This is a genomic window from Corynebacterium sp. UMB6689 (assembly GCF_030215295.1).
Classification (GTDB): domain Bacteria; phylum Actinomycetota; class Actinomycetes; order Mycobacteriales; family Mycobacteriaceae; genus Corynebacterium; species Corynebacterium aurimucosum.
The window spans coordinates 164,202-189,313 of record NZ_JASOLS010000003.1; the positions used below are offsets into that span (position 1 = coordinate 164,202).

General features: G+C 59.9%; 25 protein-coding genes and 1 pseudogene. 7 read left to right on the plus strand and 19 right to left on the minus strand.

Annotated features, from left to right (window positions below; genetic code table 11):
• Window positions 1-8 precede the first annotated feature (8 nt).
• A complete protein-coding gene (miaA, locus tag QP363_RS02755; RefSeq protein ID WP_070446946.1) occupies window positions 9-935 on the minus strand; it encodes a tRNA (adenosine(37)-N6)-dimethylallyltransferase MiaA in 927 nt (308 codons plus the stop codon).
• Window positions 935-1,567, minus strand: coding sequence for a hypothetical protein (locus QP363_RS02760; RefSeq protein ID WP_070644956.1), 633 nt, complete (start codon window positions 1,565-1,567; stop codon window positions 935-937). Before QP363_RS02760 ends, miaA begins: the two co-directional genes overlap by 1 nt.
• A 131-nt stretch (window positions 1,568-1,698) precedes the next feature.
• Here QP363_RS02760 and QP363_RS02765 point away from each other — a divergent pair, with 131 nt between their 5' ends.
• Together QP363_RS02765 and QP363_RS13720 are read left to right on the plus strand one after the other, a co-directional pair.
• A complete protein-coding gene (locus QP363_RS02765) occupies window positions 1,699-3,015 on the plus strand; it encodes a DUF349 domain-containing protein (protein WP_070644957.1) in 1,317 nt (438 codons plus the stop codon).
• 15 nt (window positions 3,016-3,030) lie between these two features.
• Window positions 3,031-4,107, plus strand: a complete 1,077-nt coding sequence (locus tag QP363_RS13720; RefSeq protein WP_284762308.1) for a GNAT family N-acetyltransferase — start codon at window positions 3,031-3,033, stop codon at window positions 4,105-4,107.
• Here the strand turns inward: QP363_RS13720 and QP363_RS02775 are convergent.
• The 6 genes from QP363_RS02775 to QP363_RS02800 all read right to left on the minus strand — a co-directional run bounded on the left by QP363_RS02775 (window position 4,089) and on the right by QP363_RS02800 (window position 9,833).
• Window positions 4,089-5,177 carry an alkene reductase gene (locus QP363_RS02775; RefSeq protein ID WP_284762310.1) on the minus strand — a complete coding sequence of 363 codons (1,089 nt, stop codon included), beginning with the start codon at window positions 5,175-5,177 and terminating at the stop codon, window positions 4,089-4,091. The genes QP363_RS13720 and QP363_RS02775 overlap by 19 nt on opposite strands.
• A gap of 28 nt (window positions 5,178-5,205) precedes the next feature.
• Entirely contained in the window at window positions 5,206-5,838 is a 633-nt protein-coding gene (locus QP363_RS02780; RefSeq protein WP_284762312.1) for a hypothetical protein, read from the minus strand.
• Between the two features lie 21 nt (window positions 5,839-5,859).
• A complete protein-coding gene (gene miaB / locus QP363_RS02785) occupies window positions 5,860-7,410 on the minus strand; it encodes a tRNA (N6-isopentenyl adenosine(37)-C2)-methylthiotransferase MiaB (RefSeq protein WP_284762342.1) in 1,551 nt (516 codons plus the stop codon).
• A gap of 8 nt (window positions 7,411-7,418) precedes the next feature.
• Window positions 7,419-8,018 carry a recombination regulator RecX gene (recX, locus tag QP363_RS02790; protein WP_284762313.1) on the minus strand — a complete coding sequence of 200 codons (600 nt, stop codon included), beginning with the start codon at window positions 8,016-8,018 and terminating at the stop codon, window positions 7,419-7,421.
• Window positions 8,019-8,027: 9 nt separating this feature from the next.
• Window positions 8,028-9,161, minus strand: a complete 1,134-nt coding sequence (recA, locus tag QP363_RS02795) for a recombinase RecA (protein WP_284762315.1) — start codon at window positions 9,159-9,161, stop codon at window positions 8,028-8,030.
• Window positions 9,162-9,428: 267 nt separating this feature from the next.
• Window positions 9,429-9,833 carry a hypothetical protein gene (locus QP363_RS02800; RefSeq protein ID WP_070719132.1) on the minus strand — a complete coding sequence of 135 codons (405 nt, stop codon included), beginning with the start codon at window positions 9,831-9,833 and terminating at the stop codon, window positions 9,429-9,431.
• Between the two features lie 228 nt (window positions 9,834-10,061).
• On the opposite strand from QP363_RS02800, the gene QP363_RS02805 reads away from it, so the two are divergent.
• The 3 genes from QP363_RS02805 to QP363_RS02815 are packed head-to-tail and all read left to right on the plus strand — an operon-like array spanning window position 10,062 to window position 11,950.
• On the plus strand, window positions 10,062-10,634 hold the full coding sequence (locus tag QP363_RS02805; protein WP_284762317.1) for a biotin transporter BioY: 573 nt from the start codon (window positions 10,062-10,064) through the stop codon (window positions 10,632-10,634).
• A gap of 5 nt (window positions 10,635-10,639) precedes the next feature.
• Entirely contained in the window at window positions 10,640-11,332 is a 693-nt protein-coding gene (locus QP363_RS02810) for an energy-coupling factor ABC transporter ATP-binding protein (protein ID WP_070446726.1), read from the plus strand.
• A gap of 3 nt (window positions 11,333-11,335) precedes the next feature.
• On the plus strand, window positions 11,336-11,950 hold the full coding sequence (locus tag QP363_RS02815; RefSeq protein WP_070446725.1) for an energy-coupling factor transporter transmembrane protein EcfT: 615 nt from the start codon (window positions 11,336-11,338) through the stop codon (window positions 11,948-11,950).
• Between the two features lie 3 nt (window positions 11,951-11,953).
• Here QP363_RS02815 and QP363_RS02820 read toward each other — a convergent pair whose 3' ends face one another.
• From QP363_RS02820 to pgsA, 4 genes are all read right to left on the minus strand, one after another.
• Complete coding sequence (locus QP363_RS02820) at window positions 11,954-12,790, minus strand: PspA/IM30 family protein (protein ID WP_070446724.1); 837 nt, start codon at window positions 12,788-12,790, stop codon at window positions 11,954-11,956.
• A 105-nt stretch (window positions 12,791-12,895) separates the two neighbouring features.
• Complete coding sequence (locus QP363_RS02825) at window positions 12,896-13,243, minus strand: helix-turn-helix domain-containing protein (RefSeq protein ID WP_284762318.1); 348 nt, start codon at window positions 13,241-13,243, stop codon at window positions 12,896-12,898.
• A 45-nt stretch (window positions 13,244-13,288) separates the two neighbouring features.
• Window positions 13,289-13,774 (minus strand): nicotinamide-nucleotide amidohydrolase family protein, encoded by a 486-nt coding sequence (locus tag QP363_RS02830; protein WP_070644971.1) that lies wholly within the window; start codon window positions 13,772-13,774, stop codon window positions 13,289-13,291.
• Window positions 13,771-14,361 carry a CDP-diacylglycerol--glycerol-3-phosphate 3-phosphatidyltransferase gene (pgsA, locus tag QP363_RS02835; RefSeq protein ID WP_284762320.1) on the minus strand — a complete coding sequence of 197 codons (591 nt, stop codon included), beginning with the start codon at window positions 14,359-14,361 and terminating at the stop codon, window positions 13,771-13,773. Before pgsA ends, QP363_RS02830 begins: the two co-directional genes overlap by 4 nt.
• A 47-nt stretch (window positions 14,362-14,408) precedes the next feature.
• On the opposite strand from pgsA, the gene QP363_RS02840 reads away from it, so the two are divergent.
• A complete protein-coding gene (locus QP363_RS02840; RefSeq protein WP_284762321.1) occupies window positions 14,409-14,699 on the plus strand; it encodes a YciI family protein in 291 nt (96 codons plus the stop codon).
• 17 nt (window positions 14,700-14,716) lie between these two features.
• Here QP363_RS02840 and QP363_RS02845 read toward each other — a convergent pair whose 3' ends face one another.
• The 7 genes from QP363_RS02845 to dapB all read right to left on the minus strand — a co-directional run bounded on the left by QP363_RS02845 (window position 14,717) and on the right by dapB (window position 24,544).
• Window positions 14,717-15,835 carry a TerC/Alx family metal homeostasis membrane protein gene (locus tag QP363_RS02845; protein WP_070644975.1) on the minus strand — a complete coding sequence of 373 codons (1,119 nt, stop codon included), beginning with the start codon at window positions 15,833-15,835 and terminating at the stop codon, window positions 14,717-14,719.
• A gap of 179 nt (window positions 15,836-16,014) precedes the next feature.
• Window positions 16,015-19,233, minus strand: coding sequence for a DNA translocase FtsK (locus QP363_RS02850; protein ID WP_284762324.1), 3,219 nt, complete (start codon window positions 19,231-19,233; stop codon window positions 16,015-16,017).
• 77 nt (window positions 19,234-19,310) lie between these two features.
• A complete protein-coding gene (locus QP363_RS02855; RefSeq protein ID WP_070719122.1) occupies window positions 19,311-19,952 on the minus strand; it encodes a TIGR03085 family metal-binding protein in 642 nt (213 codons plus the stop codon).
• A gap of 43 nt (window positions 19,953-19,995) precedes the next feature.
• Window positions 19,996-22,065, minus strand: a complete 2,070-nt coding sequence (locus tag QP363_RS02860) for a ribonuclease J (protein WP_070719120.1) — start codon at window positions 22,063-22,065, stop codon at window positions 19,996-19,998.
• Window positions 22,066-22,067: 2 nt separating this feature from the next.
• Window positions 22,068-22,976 (minus strand): 4-hydroxy-tetrahydrodipicolinate synthase, encoded by a 909-nt coding sequence (gene dapA / locus QP363_RS02865; RefSeq protein ID WP_284762327.1) that lies wholly within the window; start codon window positions 22,974-22,976, stop codon window positions 22,068-22,070.
• 72 nt (window positions 22,977-23,048) lie between these two features.
• Window positions 23,049-23,798, minus strand: coding sequence for an FAD-dependent thymidylate synthase (gene thyX, locus QP363_RS02870; protein WP_070711327.1), 750 nt, complete (start codon window positions 23,796-23,798; stop codon window positions 23,049-23,051).
• Window positions 23,798-24,544 (minus strand): 4-hydroxy-tetrahydrodipicolinate reductase, encoded by a 747-nt coding sequence (dapB, locus tag QP363_RS02875; protein WP_070711328.1) that lies wholly within the window; start codon window positions 24,542-24,544, stop codon window positions 23,798-23,800. The genes thyX and dapB overlap by 1 nt, the downstream gene beginning before the upstream one ends.
• A gap of 305 nt (window positions 24,545-24,849) precedes the next feature.
• Between dapB and QP363_RS02880 the strand changes: the two are divergent.
• Window positions 24,850-25,112 (plus strand): annotated as a pseudogene (locus tag QP363_RS02880) (HNH endonuclease); the annotation flags it as partial.

Here is a 25,112-nt window from a genome sequence, read left to right on the forward strand (position 1 = left end):
TGTAGAGTCTAACGCCCTTCGAGGACACGCAAAGCCTGCGTGGTCGTGTCAGCCGCGGCATCCAACCAGTGGATCCGTTTATCGCGGTTGAACCAGGCGCGCTGGCGGCGCACATAGCGGCGGGTTCCGGTGATAGTGCGCTCCACTGCCTCCTCCCATGTCAGCTCTCCGCGCTGTGCTTGGAGAACTTGGGCATAGCCAATCGCCCGCCCGGCTGTGGACTCAGCCTTCAAGCCGCGGATTTGGAGGCTCTCCACTTCCTCCACCAGCCCCTTGTCGAACATGAGGCGGCTACGCAGCTCGATGCGCGGGTTCAACCAGCTGGCTTCCGTGCGCAACCCGAGGATTCTCGTGCCCCACCGGGGCGGGGCGTTCTTCGGTGGCTGGCTGGCTTTGAAAGGCTTGCCTGTAAGCTCGATGACTTCCAGCGCGCGCACGGTACGGCGCGGGTCCTTATCTTCAATGATGGCCGCGGCTGCCGGGTCCACGCTGGCAAGCTCTGCGTGCAAGGCATCGGTACCAATCTCTTGGCGCCGGGCTTCCCAGCGAGCGCGCACCTGCGGATCAGTGGGCGGGAATTGCCAATCATCCACGAGTGATTGGACATAAAGCATGGAGCCGCCCACCAAGATCGGAGTCTTGCCACGCGCTCGAATACTCTCGATATCCGCGATGGCAGCGGACTGATAGCGTGCTACCGACGCCGTTTCCGTCACGTCCCACACATCGAGCTGATGGTGTGGGATACCTTCGCGTTCCTCCATCGTTAGCTTGGCGGTGCCGATGTCCATGCCACGGTAGAGCTGCATCGAATCAACGTTGACAACTTCCCCGTCAAGCTCGTGTGCAAGAGCTACGCCGAGAGCCGACTTTCCGGAGGCCGTCGGGCCAACCACTGCAATGGGGGTTGGTGCGTGCGGGTGAGTATGAGTCATCAGCACTGCCACCCCGCCACATAGCGCCCTACCCCGAGGGTTGAATCCGCTGCCCGAAGCTCCGCGTGCCGTGGGTGCACGCCTGCCAGCTGTGCCCAGAGGTTCGTCTCGAGCACACCTGCGGACCGCAGACGTGCCTCGTCGCAGTGTGCTTCCCCGCCGGCAAGAACGCTTTCGCACCACAGGTGGGCATCCCGTGCGCCGTCGACGAGGGCTAGTGGCGCGCGTTTGGTCAGGCCTGCTGAGCCATCAACACAGACAACGGTCAGGCGGGCGGGACGGACCTCACCGAGTTCAGCGCGGGAATCCTCCACCACGAAGCCTGGTTCATCGGGTGTGTGGGCAAGCGCGCGACAAAGCACGTAGCGGGCCATGATTTCTGGCAGAAAGTTGCCTCCGCCGACGTCGACCTGCGGCGCTCCCCATGCTCGCAAGCTTCCCGTATGCTCGGTGCGCCACCGAGTATCACGCGATCCCACGATATCTACCTTGAGAGGGCCTCCGCCGCTTATGCGTGCGGCATCGCGAGCGAGCTCGCAGGCCGCGCCGAGCAGCGCGCGCGAAGCGTCATCGCCGGGAGAGAGTTCTTCCGCCAGAGCCGGGGAGGCTGGCATAACCATGAGATTCTGCATCAACTCCCATCCTATAAGGTTTGTTTTTCGGGGTTAACACGCGGCTGCACGGCGGAAACGGTAGTGTTGTGTCACATAAGTTTTGGCAGCCGTGTCGCGCGGCGCGATAGTACCGAAGGTGGTTTCCTACCATGTCCGCTATTCCTTCTCCTGGAGCCATGCCCCGCAAGGGCGCTCGTCCCGGCCCGTCGGCTTCCGCCCCCGCCGCACGACCGGTGCAGCCGGCAAAGAATGATCCCGCTAAATGGGGCCGCGTTGATGCTGATGGTTCGGTCTTTGTGAAGTCGCCCGAAGGTGAACGCAAGATCGGCGAATGGCAGGCAGGCACCCCAGAAGAAGGCTTGGCGCACTTTGGCGCCCGCTACGACGATCTGTCTACCGAAATCGAGCTGCTGGAATCCCGCCTGCAGGCGCATCCGGACGATGCAGCGTCGATCAAATCAACCGCGGCAGAGCTCCGGGACTCCCTGCCCACGCAGGCAGTGATTGGTGATATTGCCGCCTTGGACAAGCGCCTGAGCACCGTCATTGAGCATTCCGTGGAGGCCGGCGAGCAGGCGCAGGCTAACAAGGCTCGCCGCCGCGAAGAGGCAATCGCCAAGAAGGAAAAGCTGGCGGCCGAGGCCGAGGACATCGCCGCCAACTCGACGGAGTGGAAGGCCGCCGGCGACCGCATTCGCGCCATCCTCGAGGAGTGGAAGCAGATTCGTGGCATCGACCGTCAGACGGATGATGCACTGTGGAAGCGCTATTCCCGCGCCCGCGATTCCTTTAACCGTCGTCGGGGCTCGCATTTCGCCGAGCTCGATCGCAACCGCGCTGCAGCCCGCGCCAAGAAGGAAGAGCTAGTGGAGCGCGCGGAGGCTATTAAGGAATCCACCAACTGGGGTGAAACGGCGCGTGCTTACCGTGACCTCATGACGGAGTGGAAGGCCGCTGGCCGCGCTCCCCGCGAGATCGACGATAAACTCTGGGCCCGCTTCCGTGCCGCGCAGGACCACTTCTTCAACGCCCGCAACGCGGTCAACGACGAACGGGATAAGCAATTCGCAGAAAACGCCGCCGCCAAAGACGCGCTCATTGCGGAATATGACTCCCAGATTGATCCATCCAAGTCCATCGACGCTGCAAAGGCCAAGCTGCGGGAGCTGCAGGAAAAGTGGGAAGAGATTGGTTTCGTCCCGCGCAAGCAGGTGCGCGAATACGAGTCTAAGATCTCGGCTTTGGAAAAGCGCGTGAGCGACGCCGAGGATTCACAATGGCGCCGGACGGACCCAGAGGCCCAAGCCCGCGTGGCCCAGTTCCAAGCCAAGGTGGATGAATTCACTGCACAGGCGGAGGCCGCAGACGCCAAGGGCAATGCCAAAAAGGCAGAGGAACTGCGCGCCCAGGCGCAGCAATGGCAGGAGTTCGCGGATGCCGCTGCGGCTGCTGTCAACGATAAGTAGCGGCTCCCAGTCTGAGTGTTCGTTCAGATAGTCGCCCCGCCGGGCTCGGCACACGCTGAGCCGGCGGATTGCCTCCGCAGCTTTGTCTTCGACGCTAACCTTGCCGCACAGGAAGCCAGCGGTGATCCCGCGGCCAGTGGCTCTCCACGCCGTGTGCTCCAGCGATTGCAAGGCTCCGCAGAGTCCGTGACTTACCTTTTCGGGCTCACTACCGCTGCTATGGGCACTGCAGGAGAACTGGGGCTGCCGGTCATTTCAGCAGCCGAGCCCAGCCCAGAAATCGACTTCGACGGTTTCATCCATATCTCACTTCCTCTCTTGGAGGAAACGGACAACGCCGATATCGAATGCGTTCTCGCCGCGGATCTCTTGCCCTTGCCTGGGGAGGAACTAGAGCCAGAGGCTCTCGACGTTACGCGAGCCCTCGCCCGCGAGGCACTCCGGCTTACCCGCCAACTGGGCCGCAAGAATGCCCAGGTTGGCATGCTGTATCCGCCGGACGCGGACCATACCTACGATCCGATGTCGCAGGCCTACCTCGAACTGGGGTTTCGCCAGAAGCACGCCGAGCGTCAGATGTACGTCGACATCCAGCCCACTGCCCCGGTGCTCGGTGCGCAAGTGTGGCCGGACTATGACATCCCGAAAGAGCTTCTGGATGATGTCCTCCGCTTGCTCACCATTGCCTCCGCCGACGCCGTGTACGGTGACTTGAGCGTTGAGCCCATCGTGTGGACGCGGCAACGCCTCAACGAAGCTTACGCCCGGCTACGCTCCCGGAAGGCTCACACGTTGCTCGTCGGCATTCTCGAGCGCGGTCGAGTTGTCGCACTCACGGAGCTGTCGCGCCACGGCGATGCAGACCCCGAAGTGTGCGAGTGGACTCTCACAGTCACCGACCGCGTCTACCGCCGGCGCGGACTGGCCACGCGCGCCAAGCAGCATGCTCAGTACGCGGTGACACACCACTGGCCCACCGTTCGCCGGGCGTACTGTTCTGTGGCCCAAGCTGATCCAGCGATGAATGCGCTCTACGCGCGCCTCGGCGCGCATATCATCTCCGCCAGCAGCGCCTACGAGCTCACCGTGTAGAGCGGATAATCGGTGTAGCCGCGCTCCCCACCTGTGTAAAACGTTCCTTCGTCCGGCGCGGTGATTGGAAGCTGCTCCTGCCAGCGGCGAACGAGGTCCGGGTTCGAGATGGCCAAGCGGCCCACGGCCACCGCATCACCATGCTGAACCAGCTCCTCGGCTTCGGCACGCTGGGTGACCTGGCCAAATCCCGAATTCAGGATGACGCGGGTGCGCCCGTTAGCGCGTGCAAGGGTGCTCAGCTCAGTAATGAGCTCACCGGTGGGCTCTGCGTGGAGAAAGGAAACATAGGCCAGACCGAGGTCTTCACTTGCACGGAGCAGCCCTCCATACGTGGCAAGCACATCCGCGGCGTCAGTTTCCTCGATGCCCTGAATATTGTGTTGTGGCGACAGCCGCAGTGCGAGACGGTCTGCACCGATCTCCTCGGCCACAGCACGGAGGATTTCCTCCACGAGGCGATAGCGATTCTCTGGGCTTCCACCATAAGCATCCTCTCGGTGATTGGAGCTCGGGGAAAGGAATTGATGCAGAAGGTAGCCATTGGCGCCATGGATCTCTACGCCATCCATCCCTGCGTCGATGGCGTTGCGAGCGGCCTGACGGAACTCTCCGATGATGCGAGGTAGCTCTTCAACGTCGAGGGCTCGGGGAACCGGGCACTCTTTGCGGGACTCAAAATCTCTGACCGCAGTCCCAGAGGCCACTGCGGAGGGCGCTACCGGCTGTGCCCCTTCTAGGAGACTGGCATGAGACAGGCGCCCGCCATTCATTACCTGCATGAAAATGCGTCCGCCGGCCTCATGGACGGACTCCGTCACGCGACGCCACCCGGCAATCTGCTCTGGAGTTTCGACACCGAGCTGGCCAGGAAAGGCGCGGCTCGTCACCGAGGGGAATACGCCCTCTGTCACGATAAGGCCCATGGAAGCGCGCTGCGTGTAGTACGTCTCGTGCACATGTGTGGGGACACCGTCACGGCCTGCTCGTGAGCGGGTCAAAGCTGCCATGGTCACGCGGTTTGGCAGGGTTAGCCGTCCCAATTCAAGTGAGTCGAAGAGTGTAGTCATGCACTCCACAACACGAATCTCGTAGCGCTTATTCCTCGCCCTGCTGACGGCGGTGGCGTGAGGCGGCGCGTGCGCGGCGGTCGTCGATAAGCAGCGGGTTCTGCTCCGCTGGCAGCTCAGTCGCGGCTTCGTTTTGCAAGACACCCACGTGGTCAAGCTGCCCCGAGACTTCACGGACACGCTCAGCGGCGGCTAGCTGCTCAGGGTTGCGGCGCAACGCAACTTGGCAGTACACAAGAAAGGCCACCAACGTCGAGATAGCACCCACGTACATGCCGATGGAAGCACCCTCAGCGGCGCCGCCGCGGTACCAGAAGCCCCATAAGTTGACGAAAAAGGAGATGGTCACCATCATCCATGCGGCGAGAGCTACAGACGTCCGCCGCGCGAGGAGTGTGGCCGTGGTCAGAATACCCACGCCACCCAACGCTAGCCAGGCGCTGACGGTCTCCATAAGCGAGATCCGGACTCCCTCAACGGTTCCTCCGACGAAGAGCGCTTCCCATCCGCGAGCCTCGCCAGCATAAGGAAGCACCAGGTACGCTACCCACGCCAGGACGGATACGATGAGCGCGTATTTGTGCTTTCCCAGTTCAATGGTCCTCGCTGCACGCTTCTCTGCCGCGACGGCGTCGCGCACCTGCTTCAAGTCATCACTCATAGAACCGGAGCCTACTCTCTTCTAACAGCCGCAAGAATCAGCCGGCGCGCTGGGCTTGCCGACGCCCGGCAGCCCCAGCCCCACCCCAATCGGAGCCGTCGTAGGTGTTTGCCCTGCCGCCGACATATCGCCGGCCTTCGTGCGGCGGTGCTCGCTGACGCCGGAGTCAGCAACCAGGAAGAAGGAGCCCGCACCCGTCACGGTGGTGTGCACGACATCACCGGGACGAATCTCCGCGGAAATGTCCTTGCCCGCAGGATCGACGGGAGCGAAGTGAACGAGGCGACCATCGCGGGCGCGGCCGGTAAGGCGGTGAGTCTCGGCGGACTTACGACCACCTTCCGCCTGAACCAGAAGCTCCACATCGGAACCGACGAGCTTCGCGTTTTCCTCAGCCTGGATGGAGTCTTGCAGCGCTACCAAGCGCTCGAAGCGCTCCTGCACGACCTCTTTCGGTATCTGATTCTCCATTTCCGCAGCCGGGGTGCCTGGGCGCGGCGAGTACTGGAAGGTAAAGGCGGACGCGAAGCGGGCGCGGCGCACCACCTCTAGAGTGGCCTCGAAGTCTTCCTCTGTCTCGCCAGGGAAGCCCACAATTATATCCGTCGTAATGGCAGCATGCGGCATCTTCTCTCGCACTTCATCGAGAATGCCCAGGAACTTCTTCGTGCGATAGGAACGGCGCATGTCCTTGAGCACCTTGTCCGAACCAGACTGAAGCGGCATGTGCAGCTGTGGGCACACCGCTGGGGTCTCCGCCATGGCATCGATAACATCGGACGTAAACTCGGCAGGGTGTGGGGAGGTAAAGCGGAGGCGCTCAAGGCCCTCAATCTTGCCTACTTCCCGCAGCAGCTTGGAGAAAGCGAAGCGGTCCCGCGGCAGATCCGGGTCGGCGAAGTTGACACCATAGGCGTTGACGTTTTGCCCCAACAAGGTCACCTCGGACATGCCCTGGTCCACCAGTGCTTGAACCTCTGCGAGGATATCACCTGGGCGGCGGTCCTCTTCCTTGCCGCGCAACGAGGGAACAATGCAGAAGGTACAGGTGTTATTGCAGCCCACGGATACCGATACCCACCCGGCATAAGCGGATTCGCGCTTTGCCGGGAGCACAGACGGGAAGGCCTCCAGGGCGTCGACGATCTCGACCTGGGCCTCATCGTTGTGGCGGGCACGCTCCAGCAATGCCGGCAGGGCAGCCATGTTGTGGGTTCCGAAAACAGCGTCTACCCACGGCGCATGGTCAAGGACTGTGTCCTTATCCTTCTGCGCCAAGCAGCCACCCACCGCGATTTGCATGCCCGGGTGGTTTTCCTTCGTCTTCTTTAACGCACCCAACGTGCCGTACAGGCGCTTATCGGCGTTCTCGCGCACGGCGCAAGTATTGAAAACGATGAGGTCAGGCTCAGTGCCCTCCGGTGCCGCCGAATAGCCGGCTTCCTCAAGCAGGCCGGAGATGCGCTCTGAGTCATGAACGTTCATTTGGCAGCCGAAAGTCCGCACCTCATAGGTGCGGGGCTGGGAATTAGTTACGGGGGAGTTCACGGGGGGACATTCTAACTGGCCCATCCGACTACTCATAATGCCTTAAGTTCGGCAATGCGTGCGTCCAAGACCTCAATGGAGATACGCATAACGAGTTCCTGGTTATAGCCACGCCGCGCGAGCGTGCCAACGATGCGACGCAAGAACTTGTCCCTCTCATGCCGGTCAGCGGGAACCCTCTTGAGGGTTCGCGCCTTCTTTTCAGCTACCTGGCGGGCGACAGCCTCTTCAGATTCTTCAGTGATCTGCTCTAAAGCTATGGCACGGTCGGCAGCCTCGACGCCCTTCTCCTTCAATTCGAGGTTGAGGGCCCGGGCCGATTTTCCTCGCCGGGCGTGACGCTGACGCACCCACTCCTTGGCAAAGGCTTCATCATCAACAAGCCCTGCCCCTGCTAAGTCATCGACGACAGTGTCAACGACCTCTGGCTCAAAGTCCGCAGCGACGAGCCGGTCACGCAGCTCCTTGCGGGAACGCGCCCGCTGATCCAGTAGACCTAGAGCACGGGAACGCACGGGTGTCTTCGCCGCTTCGGCTTCCGCGTCAATGAGTTGCCCGCCGGCGTCACCCGACTCGTAGGCTTCGAGAGCGCGACGCAGCTTTTCGAGTTTCTCTGGTGAAGGTTGTGGCATTGATTCCGATTAGTCGTCGTCGAAATCGACGTTCGGTACAAGATCCACAGCCTCATCCGTCAGCGGATCGTCCGCGCCCGGCACGTCCATCGCTACATCCTCGCCCGCTTCGGCAGCGGCGGCACCAACGCCGAGTTTGACGAAGATCTTCTTTTCAATCTCATCCGCGAGATCTGGATTGTCCTTGAGGAAGTTACGGGCCTTTTCCTTGCCTTGGCCCAGCTGGTCGCCCTCATAGGTAAACCACGAGCCAGACTTCTTGATGAAGCCGTGTTCGACGCCCAAGTCAATGATGGAAGACTCGCGCGAAATGCCCTCGCCGTACATGATGTCGAACTCAGCGATCTTGAACGGCGGGGAAACCTTGTTCTTCACAACCTTGAGCTTGGTGCGGTTACCAATGGCATCCTGACCATCCTTCAGGGTCTGGATTCGGCGAATATCGCAACGCACCGAGGCGTAGAACTTCAGCGCCTTACCACCCGTCGTGGTTTCCGGCGAGCCAAACATTACGCCGATCTTTTCACGCAGCTGGTTGATGAAGATGGCGGTGGTGCCCGAGTTGTACAGAGCACCGGTCATCTTGCGCAGCGCTTGGGACATGAGGCGCGCCTGAAGGCCAACGTGGCTATCTCCCATCTCGCCCTCAATCTCAGCCTTCGGTGTCAGCGCCGCGACCGAGTCAATGACAATGATGTCAATGGCACCGGAACGCACCAGCATATCGGCGATTTCCAAAGCTTGCTCACCGGTATCTGGCTGGGAAACCAACAGGTTGTCCGTATCCACGCCGAGTAGGCGCGCATACTCCGGATCGAGAGCGTGCTCAGCATCGACAAATGCGGCGATGCCACCAGTTTTCTGCGCCGATGCAATGGCGTGCAGCGCAACGGTGGTCTTACCCGAGGATTCCGGGCCATAAATCTCCACGATACGCCCACGCGGGAAACCGCCGACGCCTAATGCGATATCGATAGCTGTGTTGCCGGAGGAAATGGCTTGGATTGGCGGGCGGTCATCATCGCCCAAACGCATGACGGCGCCCTTACCAAAATCCTTCTCAATCATCGCCATTGCGGCATCAAGGGCCTTTTGACGATCATCGCCCTTGTTCGCCGTCGAGGACTTCTTCTTCGTAGCCATTCATTTCCTCACTATCGTGCGTCAGTTGTTGTGCATTCTTGCTCGTTAATACGTGCGTGTTAATGCTTGAGTGTTAATTAAAGGTGGCACCTAGTTAGACTGCCGCCTCGTGACTTTGGTTCCCAGGCTTTGACTCAATTAGCCTTTCACCCTCACCACAAGCCACGAAAGCACCCTAACGCGCTCACCGGACCACGTCCCCACAATACACACACAAGTGTTCGATTGGCCATTCTGCCGTGACGCGTGTCCAGGGCGCCAAGTCCGTTACTGGAGCACCCACGGGCCACCCTGCTCCTGCCGAGAGAAAGTCACCTTCTCAGAAGCTGGAAGAACGGCCACCTCCTCCCCTAGTTGACCACACATGTCTAGCTCGTCAAGGTCAGCCCTACTGCTCATGAATGAGGAATACCCGGGCCTTTGCACATCCCGGTAGAGCTCAACCTGCCCCGCAGCAGGCGGCACCCACTCATCGTCCTCATCACTACCGCCCTGCCAGGTACCTTCGCTCGCCGCTAGGACATCTTTTTCGGAAGCACCGGGGCAAATTAAGATCACCCGTTCATACTCGGAATCAAAGATGTCACCGATCTGCATGTCCACGCTGCCAGGATCCCCCTCCTTCACCCCGGCTGCCCTATCGATATTTTCAATGACATTCGCGGAATTCATCAACGAACATCCAGTCAGACTACCTATGACCAAGCCGGAGAGAAGTGTTATTGCACCCCCGCGCACGCTTAGGTGCATCACATCGTTAAACCGTGCTTGTCCCTGCCTATCTGCCATGCCCCGAGGGTACCCCGTTCGGGGTGATCGTGGGATCCAAAGCCCATGCTTGAACGGTGTTCAAAAGGGCTCATTTGCTGCACCGTTACCCCGCTGGATAAACTTTGGCCCATGAAAAAGAATTCCGTCGCGGCTGACATCGCGTACGTCGCGGTCTTCACCGCGCTCATCATAGTCTTTGCTTTCGTCTCCATCCCCACCCCCACCGCGGGTGTGCCCATCGTTCTCCAAAATGCCGTTATCATCCTGGCCGGCCTGGTTCTCGGCGGCCGGCGCGGCCTCTTCGTGGGCCTGCTTTTCATAGCTCTCGGCCTCGTTGGTCTTCCCATCCTGGCTGGCGGGCGCAGCGCGTTAAGTGCTATCGCCGGCCCCACGGTGGGCTACCTCGTTGGATATGTGGTCGCTCCGGCCATCACCGGTCTTATCGCCTACCGGGCGCCGCGCGGCAAGGGAGGCATGACCGCCATCCTCGCCATTGCTGGTCTTGTTGGCTTAGCTGTGCAATATTTCTGTGGAAGCCTGGGCCTAGTGTTACGCTCTGACATGTCCTTCGGGGCTGCCATCATTGCCCAAGGCCCATTCATCATCCCCGATCTCATCAAGGTCGCCGTCATGGTCATTATCGCGGTCGGTGTTCATGCAGCATTCCCCGATCTGATGGGTCGACGCGCTCAAGCGAAGTAGCTCCCGTGCCGCAGATCGATTTCCGCAATGTTTCCGTCGCCTTCGACGAAACCCCCGTACTCAAAGACATTTCACTTTGCTTGAGCGAACAGCGCATCGGCATTATCGGTGCCAATGGTGGCGGCAAGTCCACGCTCGTTCGGCTCATCAACGGACTCGGTGACCCCACCAGCGGTCAGGTGGTGGTGGACAACCTGGACGTCGCCAAGCACGGCAAGGAAATCCGACGCCGCGTGGGTTTCGTCTTTTCTGATGCCGAGAACCAGATCGTCATGCCGCAGGTACGCGATGACGTGGAGTTCTCCCTGCGTCGTCTCAAGTTGTCTCGGGAAGAACGTACCAAGCGTGTCGACGCCGCCCTCGAACGCTTCGGCCTAGGCCCCTTGGCAGAGCAATCTCCGCACACGCTCTCAGGTGGGCAGAAACAGCTCCTTGCACTGGCCTCAGTACTGGTCATCGAACCGACCATCATCATCGCTGACGAGCCAACCACCCTGCTCGACCTGCGCAACCGCGACCGCATTCGCCGCGAGTTCGCACGTCTGGAACAACAGCTCATCGTCGTCACTCACGATCTAGACTTCCTCTCCGATTTCGATCGCGTTCTGTGCATAGACAACCACAGCGTCGTTGCCGATGGAGCACCCGAGGAGGTCATCCCCTTCTACACGAACCTTATGGAATCCCGCCCGCTCTAACTCATGCCCAAGAACATCCCACTCGGCTTCTATGTCGACGCCGATACCATCATTCACCGCATCCCCGCCGCGGTGAAATTCCTACTACTCATCGCCTTCATTCTCGTAACATCGCTGGCGGTGCACACGATCCCTTGGGCGGCGGTGAGCCTGGCTCTCCCCCTTGGCCTCTTCCCTATTGCCCGAGTTCCTTTCCGCGTTGCGTTTGGCCAACTCGCACCGCCGCTCTACCTTCTCCTCGCGCTCGCCGCGTTCCAGTGGTGGCAGAAAGACCTGACGGCGGCTGCCATCATGTTCCTCACCATCTACGCCGCCATTAGCGCGGCGGTGCTGCTAACACTCACCACAAAGGTCTCGGAGATGATGGACTCCCTGGATCGCGCCCTGGCTCCTCTGGGGCGCCTCGGGGTCCCCGTTGAGAACATCACGCTAGCGATGTCCCTGACCATTCGTTTACTTCCCCTGATGCTAGGAACGGTCGTCGAGGTGCTGGACGCACGAAAAGCCCGGGGTGCCACGGCATCACTAACCGCCTTTGGCACCCCGGTTATCATTCGCTCGATCCGTCGCGCACGCGCCATGGGCGAGGCCCTGCAAGCGCGCGGCGTCGGAGACTAAACTCTATTCACCGCGCAGCTCACGCAGGCGAGCCTGGACGGCATCATCCTGCACGTTCGGCTGAGCCTTAGCTTCAGCCGAACCGATTGCCTGCTGGGAGTTGCCCTCTACAGCCTTCGGATTGTTCATCTCGGCGCGAATCTGCTCAAGACGGGAGTGGCCAGCCAGCTGCACACCGGCCTGCTCAATCTCATGCATTCGGTTCGACACAGAGTTCTCCGCGAGCTCCGCCTGACCCAAAGCCTTGGAGTAGCGGCGCTCAATCTTATCGCGCACGGCATCTAGGGAAGGCGTGTTGCCATTCGCGGTAAGCTCGTTCATCGAGTTAAGGGAGTCGGAGACCTTCTCCTGCATCTTGGCCTGCTCGAGCTGGGACAGCAACTTCGAGCGCTCGTTAACCTTCTCACGCAAAGCCATGCCATTGCGCTCGACGGCCTTCTTAGCCTGCTCCGCCTGCTGCAGTGCCTGATCATGCAGCTTCTTGGTGTCTTCAACAGACTCCTCCGCGGTTACCAGCTGGGCGGCAAAGGCTTCCGCTGCGTTCTCATACTCGGTAGCCTTCTGCACGTCACCCTCAGCACGGGCCTTGTCCGCCAAGCTGAGAGCGTTGCGGGTGTTTTGCTGCAGCTTTTCAATCTCACTAAGACGACGGTTGAGCTGCATCTCCAGCTGACGCTGATTACCAATCACCGCAGCGGCCTGCTGGGATAGCTCCTGGTGCTGGCGCTGCGCGTCCTCGATTGCCTGCTCGATCTGTACCTTCGGATCAGCGTTCTCTTCGATCTTCGAGTCAAAGAGAGCCATTAAGTACTTCCAGGCCTTTACGAATGGATTCGCCATAACAGAAGGTGCCTTTCTCAGCAGTTCGTTGTGTAGATAAATGGGTAATCAGAGTATTCTCTGCCTGCCTAATATTAGCGAAGCAAGGAGAGCTACGCCGCAGTTCTATAACTCGGATGCAGCTGGCGCGGTGGAGGCAAGTTCCTCATCCATCGACGGCAACGCCATGTAGCCGGCCGCCTCAATGAGGACATCGGAGACGCTGACATCGAGTGCATGGCAGACAGAGGCCAGCAGCTCGGAGGAAACCTCCTTGCGGCCACGCTCCAGCTCCGAAAGATATCCCGGGGAAACACGCGCCACACTGGCGAGTTCGCGGAGGGTCACGCCTTTATCCGCACGGAAGGCGCGAAGCGTTAATCCAAGGGCCTCGCGCAGCAGCGGCTCAGGAGTCCGCGCCGACCGCGCCGGGGACTGGGTGGGCTTATCAAGTAATGCAACTGAAGTGTTCATCACTTCCTACAACGGCCCAGCACCCCTCCTTGTTCCCGCAATCAACTAATTTTCTTCAAGAGTTGATAGGAGAAGACTCAATGCCGCCTCAACTGCAGCGAAACGAATCGCGTTGCGCCCCTCAGCAGGAAGCTCATAAAGGACGCCGCGCTTGGCGACGCCCCCGCCACCCCTCCCGCATAACCCCACGTACACCGTGCCCGCGGGTTTGCCTTCCTGGAGGTCCGGCCCGGCTACACCAGTCAGCCCTACCCCCCAATCTGCACGCGTTTCAACGACCGCCGCCTCAGCCATCTGCGCAGCAGTCGCAGCAGACACCACGCCTTGCTCCTCAAGTTCTTCCACGGTGGTGTTGAGAAAATGAGCCTTGACCTCTGTCGCATACGTCACCAGCCCACCCCGCAGCACCGCCGAGGCTCCCGGGATACACGCCACAGTCGCAGCGGCTAGACCAGCAGTAAGGGACTCACAGAACGCCACAGTTTCACCGCGTTCGCTGAGCGTGGATACTAGTTGCGCCTCGATGCTCATTGGTTCTCCCTATGGCCATCAATGAGGTACTGGATGCCGGTCAGGACGGTAACGAAGGCGGCGGCCAACATAACGAGGAGGCTCGGAAGGTCCATCCACCCTGGCAGCGGACAAAGATACAACGCCACCGCCAAGGTCTGCAGAGCCGTCTTGAGCTTTCCGCCCTGGGAAGCCGGCACCACCTTCCCTTGACGCAGCAAGAAGAAGCGCCAAATCGTAATGCCGAATTCGCGAAACAGAATCAGCACGGTGATCCACACCGGCAAAGCCCCGGTGATATTGAGGCACACGAAGGCCGCAGTCATCAGGGCTTTGTCCGCGATAGGGTCCGCAATCTTGCCAAAGTTTGTAATGAGCCCACGCGCGCGTGCAATATCGCCATCCAACTTATCCGTGAGCATCAAGAGCGCGAAGCAGAGGAAAGCCCACCACTCATGGCCGGCAAGCACTAGCCAGGCAAACAAGGGGATAAAGAGGATGCGCAAACTGGTCAGGATGTTGGGCAGGTTCCAATTGGAGACCTCGGGGTTAACATCCGTAGTTTGAGATTGCTTGTGCGCAGCCTGAGAATCATTCACGCTCTTCATCCTACCGTGGCCTGCCTGCCCCTCGGGCGAGCACTACCATGGTCGGTATGAAGTATTTCGCAGTTTCCTATGAATACAATCCAGCTAACCCGGTTATTGCTGAGGTGCGCCCGAAGCACCGCGAATTCATCGGCGCACTCCACGACAAGGGCCAGATCTGTGGCTCTGGCCCCTACACCGATTCCAAGGGCGGGGCGCTCATCGTCCTGCAATTTGAGGATGAGTCCGTAAAGGTGGCCGATGTCATCGCCCTCATGGACCAGGATCCCTTCTACACCGAAGGCGCTGTTACTGGGCGCGCTTTCCGCGAGTGGAATCCCGTTATTAATTCCTTCTAAATCCCCGCGGCCCGAGTTTAAGGCAGCTCGGACTTGGGAAGTTCGTCCGCCTTGCCGACGAGCTCGCCCTCCTTGTTGCGTACGATCTTGTTGCCAAAATCGTCCCAATCATAGTGGTTGTGAGAAACCACCACGCCACCCTGGGCTTGGTCACGTTTGTCCTTCCACACTGACAGCAACACCGTAACCAGGAGGACGCCGACGATGACCAGTAGCGACACAAGGGTCGTAATCTCCGGTACTGCGCTGACATTCTCACCTCCATTGATGAAGGGCAAGTTGTTCTCGTGCAGAGCGTGGAAGAGCAGCTTGACACCAATGAACAGCAAGATAATACCCAGGCCATAAGGCAGGTAGACCAGGCGGTCCAACAGGCCATCAATGAGGAAGAACATTTGGCGCAGCCCCATGAGAGCGAAGGCATTGGTGGTAAAGACGAGGAAAGGCTCCGAGGTAATGCCGTAGATAGCTGGGATGGAGTCGAAGGCAAACATGACGTCGATCAGCCCGATAGCCGCCAAAGCAACGAAAAGCGGCGTCAGGGCGAATTTGCCCTTCTTCTCACCGGATTCCTCACGGTGGGTGAGCTTGTCACCGTGGTAGCGCGGGGTCACATGGACCACTTTGCGCAGCCACTTGACTACCAGCATGTCGTTGGGGTCGGTCTCGGGCGTCCCGTTGATCTCATCGATGAGCAGCTTGACTGCGGTGTAAATAAGGAAGATGGCAAACAGGTAGAAGACATCCGACCATGCCGCAATAATGGCCGCGCCCATCAAGATGAAGACAAGGCGGAAAACCAGCGCTAGGACGATACCGATGAGCAGGACCTTCTGCTGATACCTGCGGGGAATCTTGAAGGAGCCCATGACGAGCGAGAACACGAACAGGTTATCCACGCTCAACGCCTGTTCCGTCACCCAACCGGTGTAGAACTGTGCCGCATGTTCACTGTCCCACAGCACCCATACAACTCCGCCAAAGACAACGGCGACGGCCATGTAGAACAGTGTCCACCCACCGGATTCCTTGATGCTGGGCTCGTGGGGTGAGCGGACGTGGCTATAGAAATCGAAAACAAAAAAGCCCAAGATCACCGCGATGGTGATGGCCCAGACCCATAGTGGCACATGCATAATGAGTTATCCCTCCGGTCGACACGACAATAAAGACCGGAGGTCTCCCCCGCTAGCAGGCTCTATGCACAGTCCCGCTAGCCGGCGCGACCGGGAACTGTACCGCAGTTGCCGTGTTGACGATCGACGCCGTGGATTGGGGTACTCCCCTCCAAGACTCGTCCTATCCTACACGGAGCTTAGAACGCACCTGTGGAGGGGTTAGCGGAGATTTCTACGGTGCGGGTATCGGCTTCAGCGTCATCTACCCCGCCGGCATCTTCAGCGTCTTGGACCTCCTTCGGGGCCTCTGCTGGGTCAGCGCCCTTGATCATCCAGATGATGGTGTCGAGCTCCTCCGGCTTGACCAATACCTCACGCGCCTTGGAGCCTTCGGAAGGCCCAACCACACCGCGCGACTCCATGAGGTCCATGAGTCGACCGGCCTTGGCAAAGCCGATGCGCAGCTTGCGCTGGAGCATCGACGTGGAGCCCAGCTGGGAGGTGACCACAAGGTCGACGGCCTCCAAGAGGTCGTCCATATCCTTGCCGATCTCTTCGTCGATCTCCTTCTTCGCCTCCGAGGCCTTATCGTCCGTCACACCTTCCGTGTAGTTCGGCGAGCCTTGTGCCTTCGCGGCGTCGACAACCGCCTGCACCTCCTCGTCGGAGACGAACGCACCCTGCATACGCACGGGGCGGCCGCCCTGCGGGATGAAGAGGCCATCGCCCATACCGATGAGCTTCTCGGCTCCACCCTGATCCAGGATGACTCGAGAGTCCGTAAGCGAGGACGTCGCAAAAGCCAGACGAGAAGGAACGTTGGTCTTAATAAGACCGGTCACAACGTCCACGGACGGGCGCTGCGTTGCGAGCACAAGGTGAATGCCGGCTGCGCGCGCCTTCTGGGTGATGCGGACGATGGAATCCTCGATTTCCTTCGGGGCTGTCATCATGAGGTCTGCGAGCTCATCCACGACGCACACGATGTACGGGTACGGGCGCATCTCTCGCTGGGAGCCGGCAGGAGCCTGGTATTCGCCACTGCGGACCTTCCGGTTGAAGTCCTCGATCTTGCGCACGCGGGCAGCCTGCATATCCATGTAGCGCTGCTCCATCTCCTCCACCAGCCACTGCAGGGCCGCCGCAGCCTTCTTCGGCTGCGTGATGATGGGAGTGATGAGATGCGGGATACCTTCGTACGGCGTGAGCTCCACCATCTTCGGGTCGACGAGGATGAGGCGGACGTCTTCCGGCGTCGCGCGGGTCAACAGCGAGACCAGCATGGAGTTCACGAACGCCGACTTGCCCGAACCGGTTGCGCCGGCCACAAGCAGGTGCGGCATCTTCTTTACGGAGAAAGAGGTGTATTGACCCTCGATGTCCTTGCCCAAGCCGATCAGCATGGGGTCATGGTCGGCGCGCAGTGCCGGGGAATCCAAGACATCGCGCAGACGCACCATCTCTCGGTCCGCATTGGGCACCTCAATGCCAACTGCGGACTTGCCCGGAATCGGGGTGAGCAGGCGCAGGTTATCCGTCGCGACGGCGTAGGCCAGGTTGGACTGCAGGTTTGTAATCTTCGAGACCTTGACGCCAGGGCCCAGCTCGATCTCATAGCGCGTGACTGTCGGACCACGACTAAAACCGGTTACCTGGGCATCGACCTTGAATTCTTCAAAGACCTCGGTGATGGCCTCGATGATGCGATCGTTAGCCTCCGTGCGTGCCTTCGCAGGTTTGCCGGCGGTGAGCAGGTCCGTCGTCGGCACATCGTAGCCGCCGCCCAGGGCAGTGTCTTCCGCACCACTCGGAGCTGCGGGTGTTTCTTCGGCTACGCTCTGGGCTTCATCCTCAATCTTGGCACCCGTTCGCGCATCACGTCCGGATCGTTCCTGGAATATGCGCACTGCCTCGGAATGAGCGGCGGAGACCACGTCCTCTCCCGCTGAGCCAGCCGACGCTGCGCTTGCCGACGCCTCGGCAGCCGCCGCTCCCAGTGCTGCACCGGCGGCACCACCGACGTCCACGCGGGGACGCTTTTTCGGTGCTGGTTTGGATACTGGCTGCGGTGCCGCCGTCTGCTCCGACTGCGGAGCAGGTTCCGGTTCCGACACGACAGGGATCTCATCTGTGTCATCGACTCGGCTATCAAAGCTTGGGCGGCCGTGCTGTACCGGCTCCTGGGATACTGGCTGTGCCGCGGAGTCAAAGGAAACCGTGGCATTCTCATCCGGCATCTGCCTCGGGGGCTGCTTCGGTGTCAGCTTCGGGCGCGGGCGCGGAGTATACGCCGGGCGTGCGGGACGCTCGCGCCCTTCGGCGATGGCGTCAATGTCCTCGCTGGCGTAGCCGTAATCGTCCGCGGGGGCGTCGTCAAGCAGCCCCTCATCTGAGCGGTTCTTCCGATCACGGAGTCCGCCGAGGAGCGCGGAGAACTGGGCGGCCACGAAGTCATATGCCTCGCGCAGGGTGATGCCAGTGATATTGAGCGCTCCGTACACGATGAGCAGGAAAAGCAGTGGCACTGCCACGTAGCTGGAGAAGGCCGCTACCAATAGCTCGCCAACTAGATATCCGATGCCACCACCGGCCTCTCCGGCGGCATTGTTATTCCAGGTCAGCTTCGGAAGCCCAGCAAAGATGTGGATGAGGCTGAGCATGCATACCACGATGAGGGCGGTGCCGCCCACGACGCGCGGCTTGAAATGGCCCGCAGGACCGGACAGGTCCATCATGAGCGCGATGGCAACCGCAATCAATGCCACGGGAAGGACATAGGCGCCTGCACCAATGACGTAGCGAACAGCATTGGTGAGGTATTCACCGATAATGCCGGCGACTTGGAACCACGTTGCACAGGCAAGGATGATGGCCACACCAATCAGCACGAGCGCAACCGCATCTGGATTAGAGACACGAATGCTCTTCTCCATGCGAGTAGGGCGCTCCATAACGGTCGTCGGCATATCACCGTCGACGTCGTGGGCCCGGGTCACCTTGCTCTTCGACGAAGCAGCGCCCTCTGCCCTCTTGCTAGTTTTTTTATTCTTCGCGCGTCCAGAAATTTCCCCTGGCTCCCTCAACTCGTCGTAATCATCAATTGCCCCCTCATCATGGGGCGCATCATAAGCAGAATCGTAGAGATCCTCGTCCCGGCTTCCCGCTTCAGCTGGCTTAAGCCCAGCGAGGCCATGCCCGACTCCCCGCGCCATGCTTCCCATGCCCTTGGCGGTGGCGCCAAAAACGCTGCCGAGTCCGCGGCCAACGGCACGAAAGGCGCTGCCGGTCCTCTCCTCGGAGGTCTCGGCAGCGCGGGTTGCAGACGTCAGCGAGTAGCTTGTGCGGCCCGACGGCCGCGCCCGATTTACGGTGCGACCTCGACCGGAGGCGCGAGACGGAGCGTTCTTGACAGACATGCCTGCCACTCTAGTAGCAAACGCACCATTAACCACATGCGCCACACGCGCATGCTAAAGAATTTTCGCAGTTCAGCCTACAGGCTTGACCTAACGATGGCGGAGGTATCGCCCTCGATCTCAACCCGCGCGGCCTCGCGGCCGAAAGCCCACAAAAGCAATTCGGCCACGGTGCCACGCACCCGCACCACTGCATCGCCTTGCTCCGAAACGTGCCGCTTATCCGCGGCCACGATCGGTGGAAAGCCCTGTGGTTCCAGCACGACAGGACGGCGAGAACGTGATAACAGCCGTGTGCCTAGTAGTTTCAACGGCGCACGAAGCTCGGCGTGTGCGGCTCGTGACAAATCCCGCGGTTCAGTGTGACCATTGGCGCGGCGAAGATCCTCATGATGGACAAAGTGTTCCGCAGCATTGAACACCGAGTCCGCATAGCGCAAAGGATTCAGTCTGCCCGCTCCCCTACCCCAGGAATCAACAAGCTCCTCATATGCCTTCTGCGCACGAATCTTCCTAGCGATGTCATCAGCATGAGAAGACAGTGCCGGGATAAAAGCCCCGATCGCAGCATCAGGGCGGTTCTCACGAACCCACAAATGCGTTATGAGGTCATGGGCCGACCAGCCCACGCACAACGTCGGTGCGTCGGGACCAAGTTCATGAAATAACGCCACCATTTTGGCGCGCTCGCTTGAGGAAAACGACATGCGCCCCAGCATACCCACCAAAGACGGGAACGCTGGGGCGCTGTTGGCCTAAAGCCTAGAGCGATTCACGGGAAGCGTGAACTTCGTCGTCGTCAGGCAGCAAGATATCCGAGTTCGTCGGCACAATGGTCGGCAGAATCACCGGCTCGCGCTTGTACTTGGAATCCATGAGCTTCGACACCTTGCGGCGCAGCTTCTGCACCATGCGGTAGGTATCGTTCTCACCCTCCGCTGCGAGGTCATTCATGGTGTTCTCCACCATCTCAGCCACCTCGGGCACGATTCCGCGGTCATCGTCGGAGAAGCCCGTTGTGGACACCGTCGGGTGCTCGAGCAGGCGCGAGGTGCGGTTATCAATGACGCAGGTGATGGAAACAACGCCGCCAGCACCCAGGTTGGTGCGGTCCGCCAGGGTATCTGCGTCGACATCACCCATCGACACACCATCGACGTAGAGGTTGCCCACAGGGATCTGGCCGACAACTTCAGCGCGGCCGTTGCGCAGATCGACGACAACACCGTTCTGAGTCAAGACCACGCGGTCGCGGGCCACACCGGTGGAAATAGCCAGCTCCTTGTTCGCGCGGAGGTGGCGCCACTCACCGTGCACCGGCATCGCGTTCTTCGGGCGGGCAGCGTTGTAAAGGAAGAGCAGCTCGCCCCCGTAGCCGTGGCCGGAGGCGTGAACCTTAGCTTCCTTGTTGGTGATGACTTCAGCACCAATCTGAGAGAGCATGTTGATAACGCCAAACACGGCTTCCTCGTTACCCGGAATCAGGGAGGAGGAGAAGATGATGAGGTCACCATCGCGAACCGTGATCTGGCGGTGCTCGCGGCGTGCCATGCGGGACAGCGCCGCCATCGGCTCACCCTGGGTACCGGTGGTGATGAGCAGCACCTTGTGCGGAGCCATCTTGGCTGCCTCATCGATCGGGATAATGGTGCCGCGCGGCACCTTGAGGAAGCCCATCTTCTCCGCAATTTCCATGTTGCGCATCATGGAGCGACCGTTGAAGGCAACCTTGCGGCCGGCGGCCACGGCGGCGTCGATAGCCGCCTGCACGCGGTAAACATTGGAGGCGAAGGTGGCGATGATCACGCGCTGCTTGGCCCCAGACACCAGCCGCTTAAATGTTGCCGGAATGTCGCCCTCAGAGGCGGACACACCCGGAATGTTGGCGTTGGTGGAGTCACACAGCATGAGGTCCACGCCCTCATCGCCGTAACGCGACAGGGCCGGCAGATCCGTCGGACGATTATCCAGTGGGGTCTGGTCCAGCTTGATATCACCGGTGTGGATGATGTTGCCGGCCGGGGTACCCAGCATGACGCCAAGCGCATCCGGGACGGAGTGGTTCACTGCCCAGAAACGGCAGCGGAACGGACCGTAGTTCACATCGGACTTCTCGTTGACCTCTACGAACTTCGGCTTCTGGCGGTGCTCCTTACACTTGGCCGCGATCAGCGCAATGGTGAAACGCGAAGCCACGATCGGGATATCCGGGCGCAGCTTCAGCAGCCACGGAATCGCACCGATGTGGTCCTCGTGTGCGTGGGTGACGACGAGCGCCTTGACCTTGTGAATCTTCTTCTCAATCGGGCCAAAGTCCGGGAGAATCAGGTCCACGCCCGGCTCACCGGAGGACGGGAAGAGCACACCACAGTCGATGATGAGCATTTCGTCCTGGTACTCGAAGACGGTCATGTTTCGACCGATCTCAGAAATACCGCCCAGAGCATAAATACGCAGCGAATCCTTCTGCTGCTTCGGCGGCTCTGGCAGACGCTTAGTCAAGTCCGCGCCCTGCATGGACTTGGGCACATTGCGGCGACCGCGGTTGTTGTTGCGGTTACGGTTGTTACGACCACCGTTGTTGCTATTGCCGTTGTTGTGGTTGTTGTTGCCGCCGCGGCCGCGACCACGGCCGCCACGGGAACCACGAGAACGGGAACGACGGTTGCCGTCGTCAGAGTTTCCAGACTCCTTAGAGGTGGCGCCGGAAGCAGCCGATTCGTTCGGCGCTTGGAAAACCGGCGAAGCCGCCTCATTCGAGGCGGTCTCAGTCTCCGAAGGCGGACCCGCCTTACGGGTTACCTTGCGGGAGCGATTACGGGATTCAGTCATTCTTAAAGGACTCCAGCCTTTTCCAAATCGTGGCGAAGAGCCTCAATCTCCTCCGCGTCCGCCGCGGATACTGGGAGACGAGGATCTCCAACTTCAATACCCTGCAGGCGCAGGGCAGCTTTAACAAGAGTTACTCCTCCGAGGCGGCCTTGCGCCTCGACGAGCGGGGACAAAGTTTTCGCGTTGATCTCTCGCGCACGTGCGATATCGCCTTCGTCAAAGGCTACGTAGAGATCAGCCAGGGCACGCGGTGCAATATGGCCAATCACGGAAATAACGCCCGAAGCACCGAGGGCCAGCCACGGCAAGTTCAGTCCGTCATCTCCGGAGTACCATGCCAAACCGGTTTCCTGGATAAGCGGTGCGGCTGCTACAAGGTCGCCCTTGGCGTCTTTAACAGCCTTTATGTTCGGCACGTCCGCGAGGCGAAGAAGGGTCTCCGTCTCAATCGGAATGCCCGAGCGGCCAGGAATGTCGTACAGACAAATTGGGAGGTCCACGGCGTCAGCCACAGCAGTAAAGTGCGCGTACACACCAGCCTGGGAAGGCTTGGAGTAATACGGGGTCACGACCAGAAGGCTGTCTGCTCCCGCATCAGCGAAAGCGCGCGCTGCCTCAATACTGGTGGCGGTGTTATTAGTTCCCGCACCAGCGCACAACTTAGCGCGGCCGCCTACCTCTTCCTTTACAGCTGCGAACAGCTCCAGTTTCTCATCCAACGACGTCGTCGGTGATTCGCCCGTGGTCCCAGACAAAATGAGCGAATCTACGCCGTTATCAACCAAATGAGCTGCTAGGCGACGACCAGCGGACACGTCCAAGCCGCCGTCCTGGTCAAATGGAGTGACCATAGCTACGCCTACGCGTCCGAAGGTGTCGACGCCTGCCTGTGCTGTCATACCTGTGCTCATAGGCATCAAGATTACCTGCTTTCGCCCCCATTGGCCGCATCGGGGTCGTGCGCGAGTCTCCTACTGAGTGCTTTAAGCGTAGGGACTCGAGGCCATTTCGGTACCGTCAGCCAGGGTGGTGATATGGAAGTCGTCGAAAAGCACCGGCGATTGCTCCCGCAAGAGCTTTAAACACGTGACGGCGAGCTGGCGCATCTCTGTATCGGCCTGTTCAGTCGCCCGCGCGCCAATAAAGTGACGCCACGCGCGATAGTTTCCCGTCACGACGATGCGGGATTCCGTGAGATTGGGTAATACCGCACGCGCTGCTTGTCGAGCCTGTTTCTTGCGCAGCAATGCATTTGGCTCCTCTTCCAGCTTGGACTCGAGAGCGTCAAGGAGCTCCTCGTAGACAAACCTCGCTTCGTCGGCCACCTGCAAGGTCAACCGCGTGAGCTGTTCATCCTCCGCAATGAATTTGGGCAGAACTACCTCTGCTTCCTCGGAATGCACGAAACGTTGCGAGAGCTGCGAGAAGGAGAAATGACGGTGGCGAACCAGCTCGTGCGACGCCGACCGCGACAGTCCCCGTATATAAAGCGTCGCTGTGGCATGCTCCAGCAATGCATCGTGGCCGACCTCCAGAATGTGGTGCAGATAGGCCTGATTTGAGGCGGTACGGGGATTCGGCTTGTCGAAGGACTCATAACAGGCGCGCCCGGCAAATTCGACTAGAGCCTCGCTTTCCGACGCCCCCTCATCAACCTCCCAGTCCACTCCTCGCGGCGCATGGAAAGCGGTTGCCGCAATGAGCTGGACATCAAGCTCAGAGACTTTTGCCATTACAGCCCCAAGTACTTCTCAAGTCCCACGGTCAAGCCTGGGTGGGATGCAATTTCTCGTACACCCAGCAGAACACCGGGGGTAAAGGAAGAGCGGTCATAGGAATCCTGACGGATGGTCAAGGACTGGCCTTGAGTGCCGAAGATAACTTCTTCATGAGCCACCATTCCCTGCATACGGACTGCGTGGACGTGAACACCATCGACGTCTGCGCCGCGCGCTCCATCGAGAGACTGCTCGGTCTTGTCCGGCATAGCGTCCAAGCCTGCCTCCTGGCGAGCCTTTGCAATGCCCTGCGCAGTGTGAACCGCGGTACCGGACGGCGCATCGAGCTTGTTCGGGTGGTGGTATTCAACTACCTCGGCACTGTCAAAGAACTTCGCCGCCTGCGCGGCAAACACCATGGTCAGTACAGCTGAAATAGCGAAGTTCGGGGCGATGAGAACGTTGCCGGCGTCCTCTTTCTGAGTCCACCCCTCCACCTTGGCTAGGCGTTCTGAATCGAATCCCGTGGTCCCCACAACAGCGTGGATGCCATGTGCGATGCAAAACTCTAGATTGTCCATGACCGATGCCGGCTGGGTGAAGTCGACGGCGACCTCGGCACCCGATTCAACCAGCTTCTCCAACGGGGTCCCGCGGTCGATGGAAGCAACTAGCTCCAAATCCTCTGCCGCATTAACGCCTTCCACGATTGCTTGGCCCACGCGCCCTTTAGCCCCCAAGACGCCTACCTTGATAGTCATTCACAATCCCTTCATACGTGTTCGTGCGGTTAACTGTGCCCAGTCTATCCCTGACACCGGCGAGGTTTCAGACAGGGCTCAAAAGGCTGCCTTTAATACGCATTTTCTTCCTTTCGTTGCGGACACAGGCGACGCCACTCAAATCATTCGGCATCGAATGTCCTGGCTAACCCATGGTGGCTACCCCCGTTTATAGTGACGACTTGACATGAATGTAGTGCTGGCTATGGCTATGTGGGGCGGTGGCCGCTAGAATCATGGTTAGAACACTTCTTCTAATACATGTTTATCTCGGGGGAGATACCATGACCACCACTGCTACACGCCCGCCTACCTTCTTCTTTTCCACCACCAACCCTAATAATCCACATGCGATGGCCCGTGCTCAAGCCCGAAGAGCCACCTATAAAACCTGGGTCGGGGCCATGCCCAGCCTCGACGCCGATATCAACACCACCGCACTATCCCTAGTGGCGGCCTGGTCACTGCCCGAAGGCCACATTAAATCCGGCCTGCGTGCTATCCACCGGCTGGGTAGTCTGCCGAAAGTCAAAGCCATACAAGACAC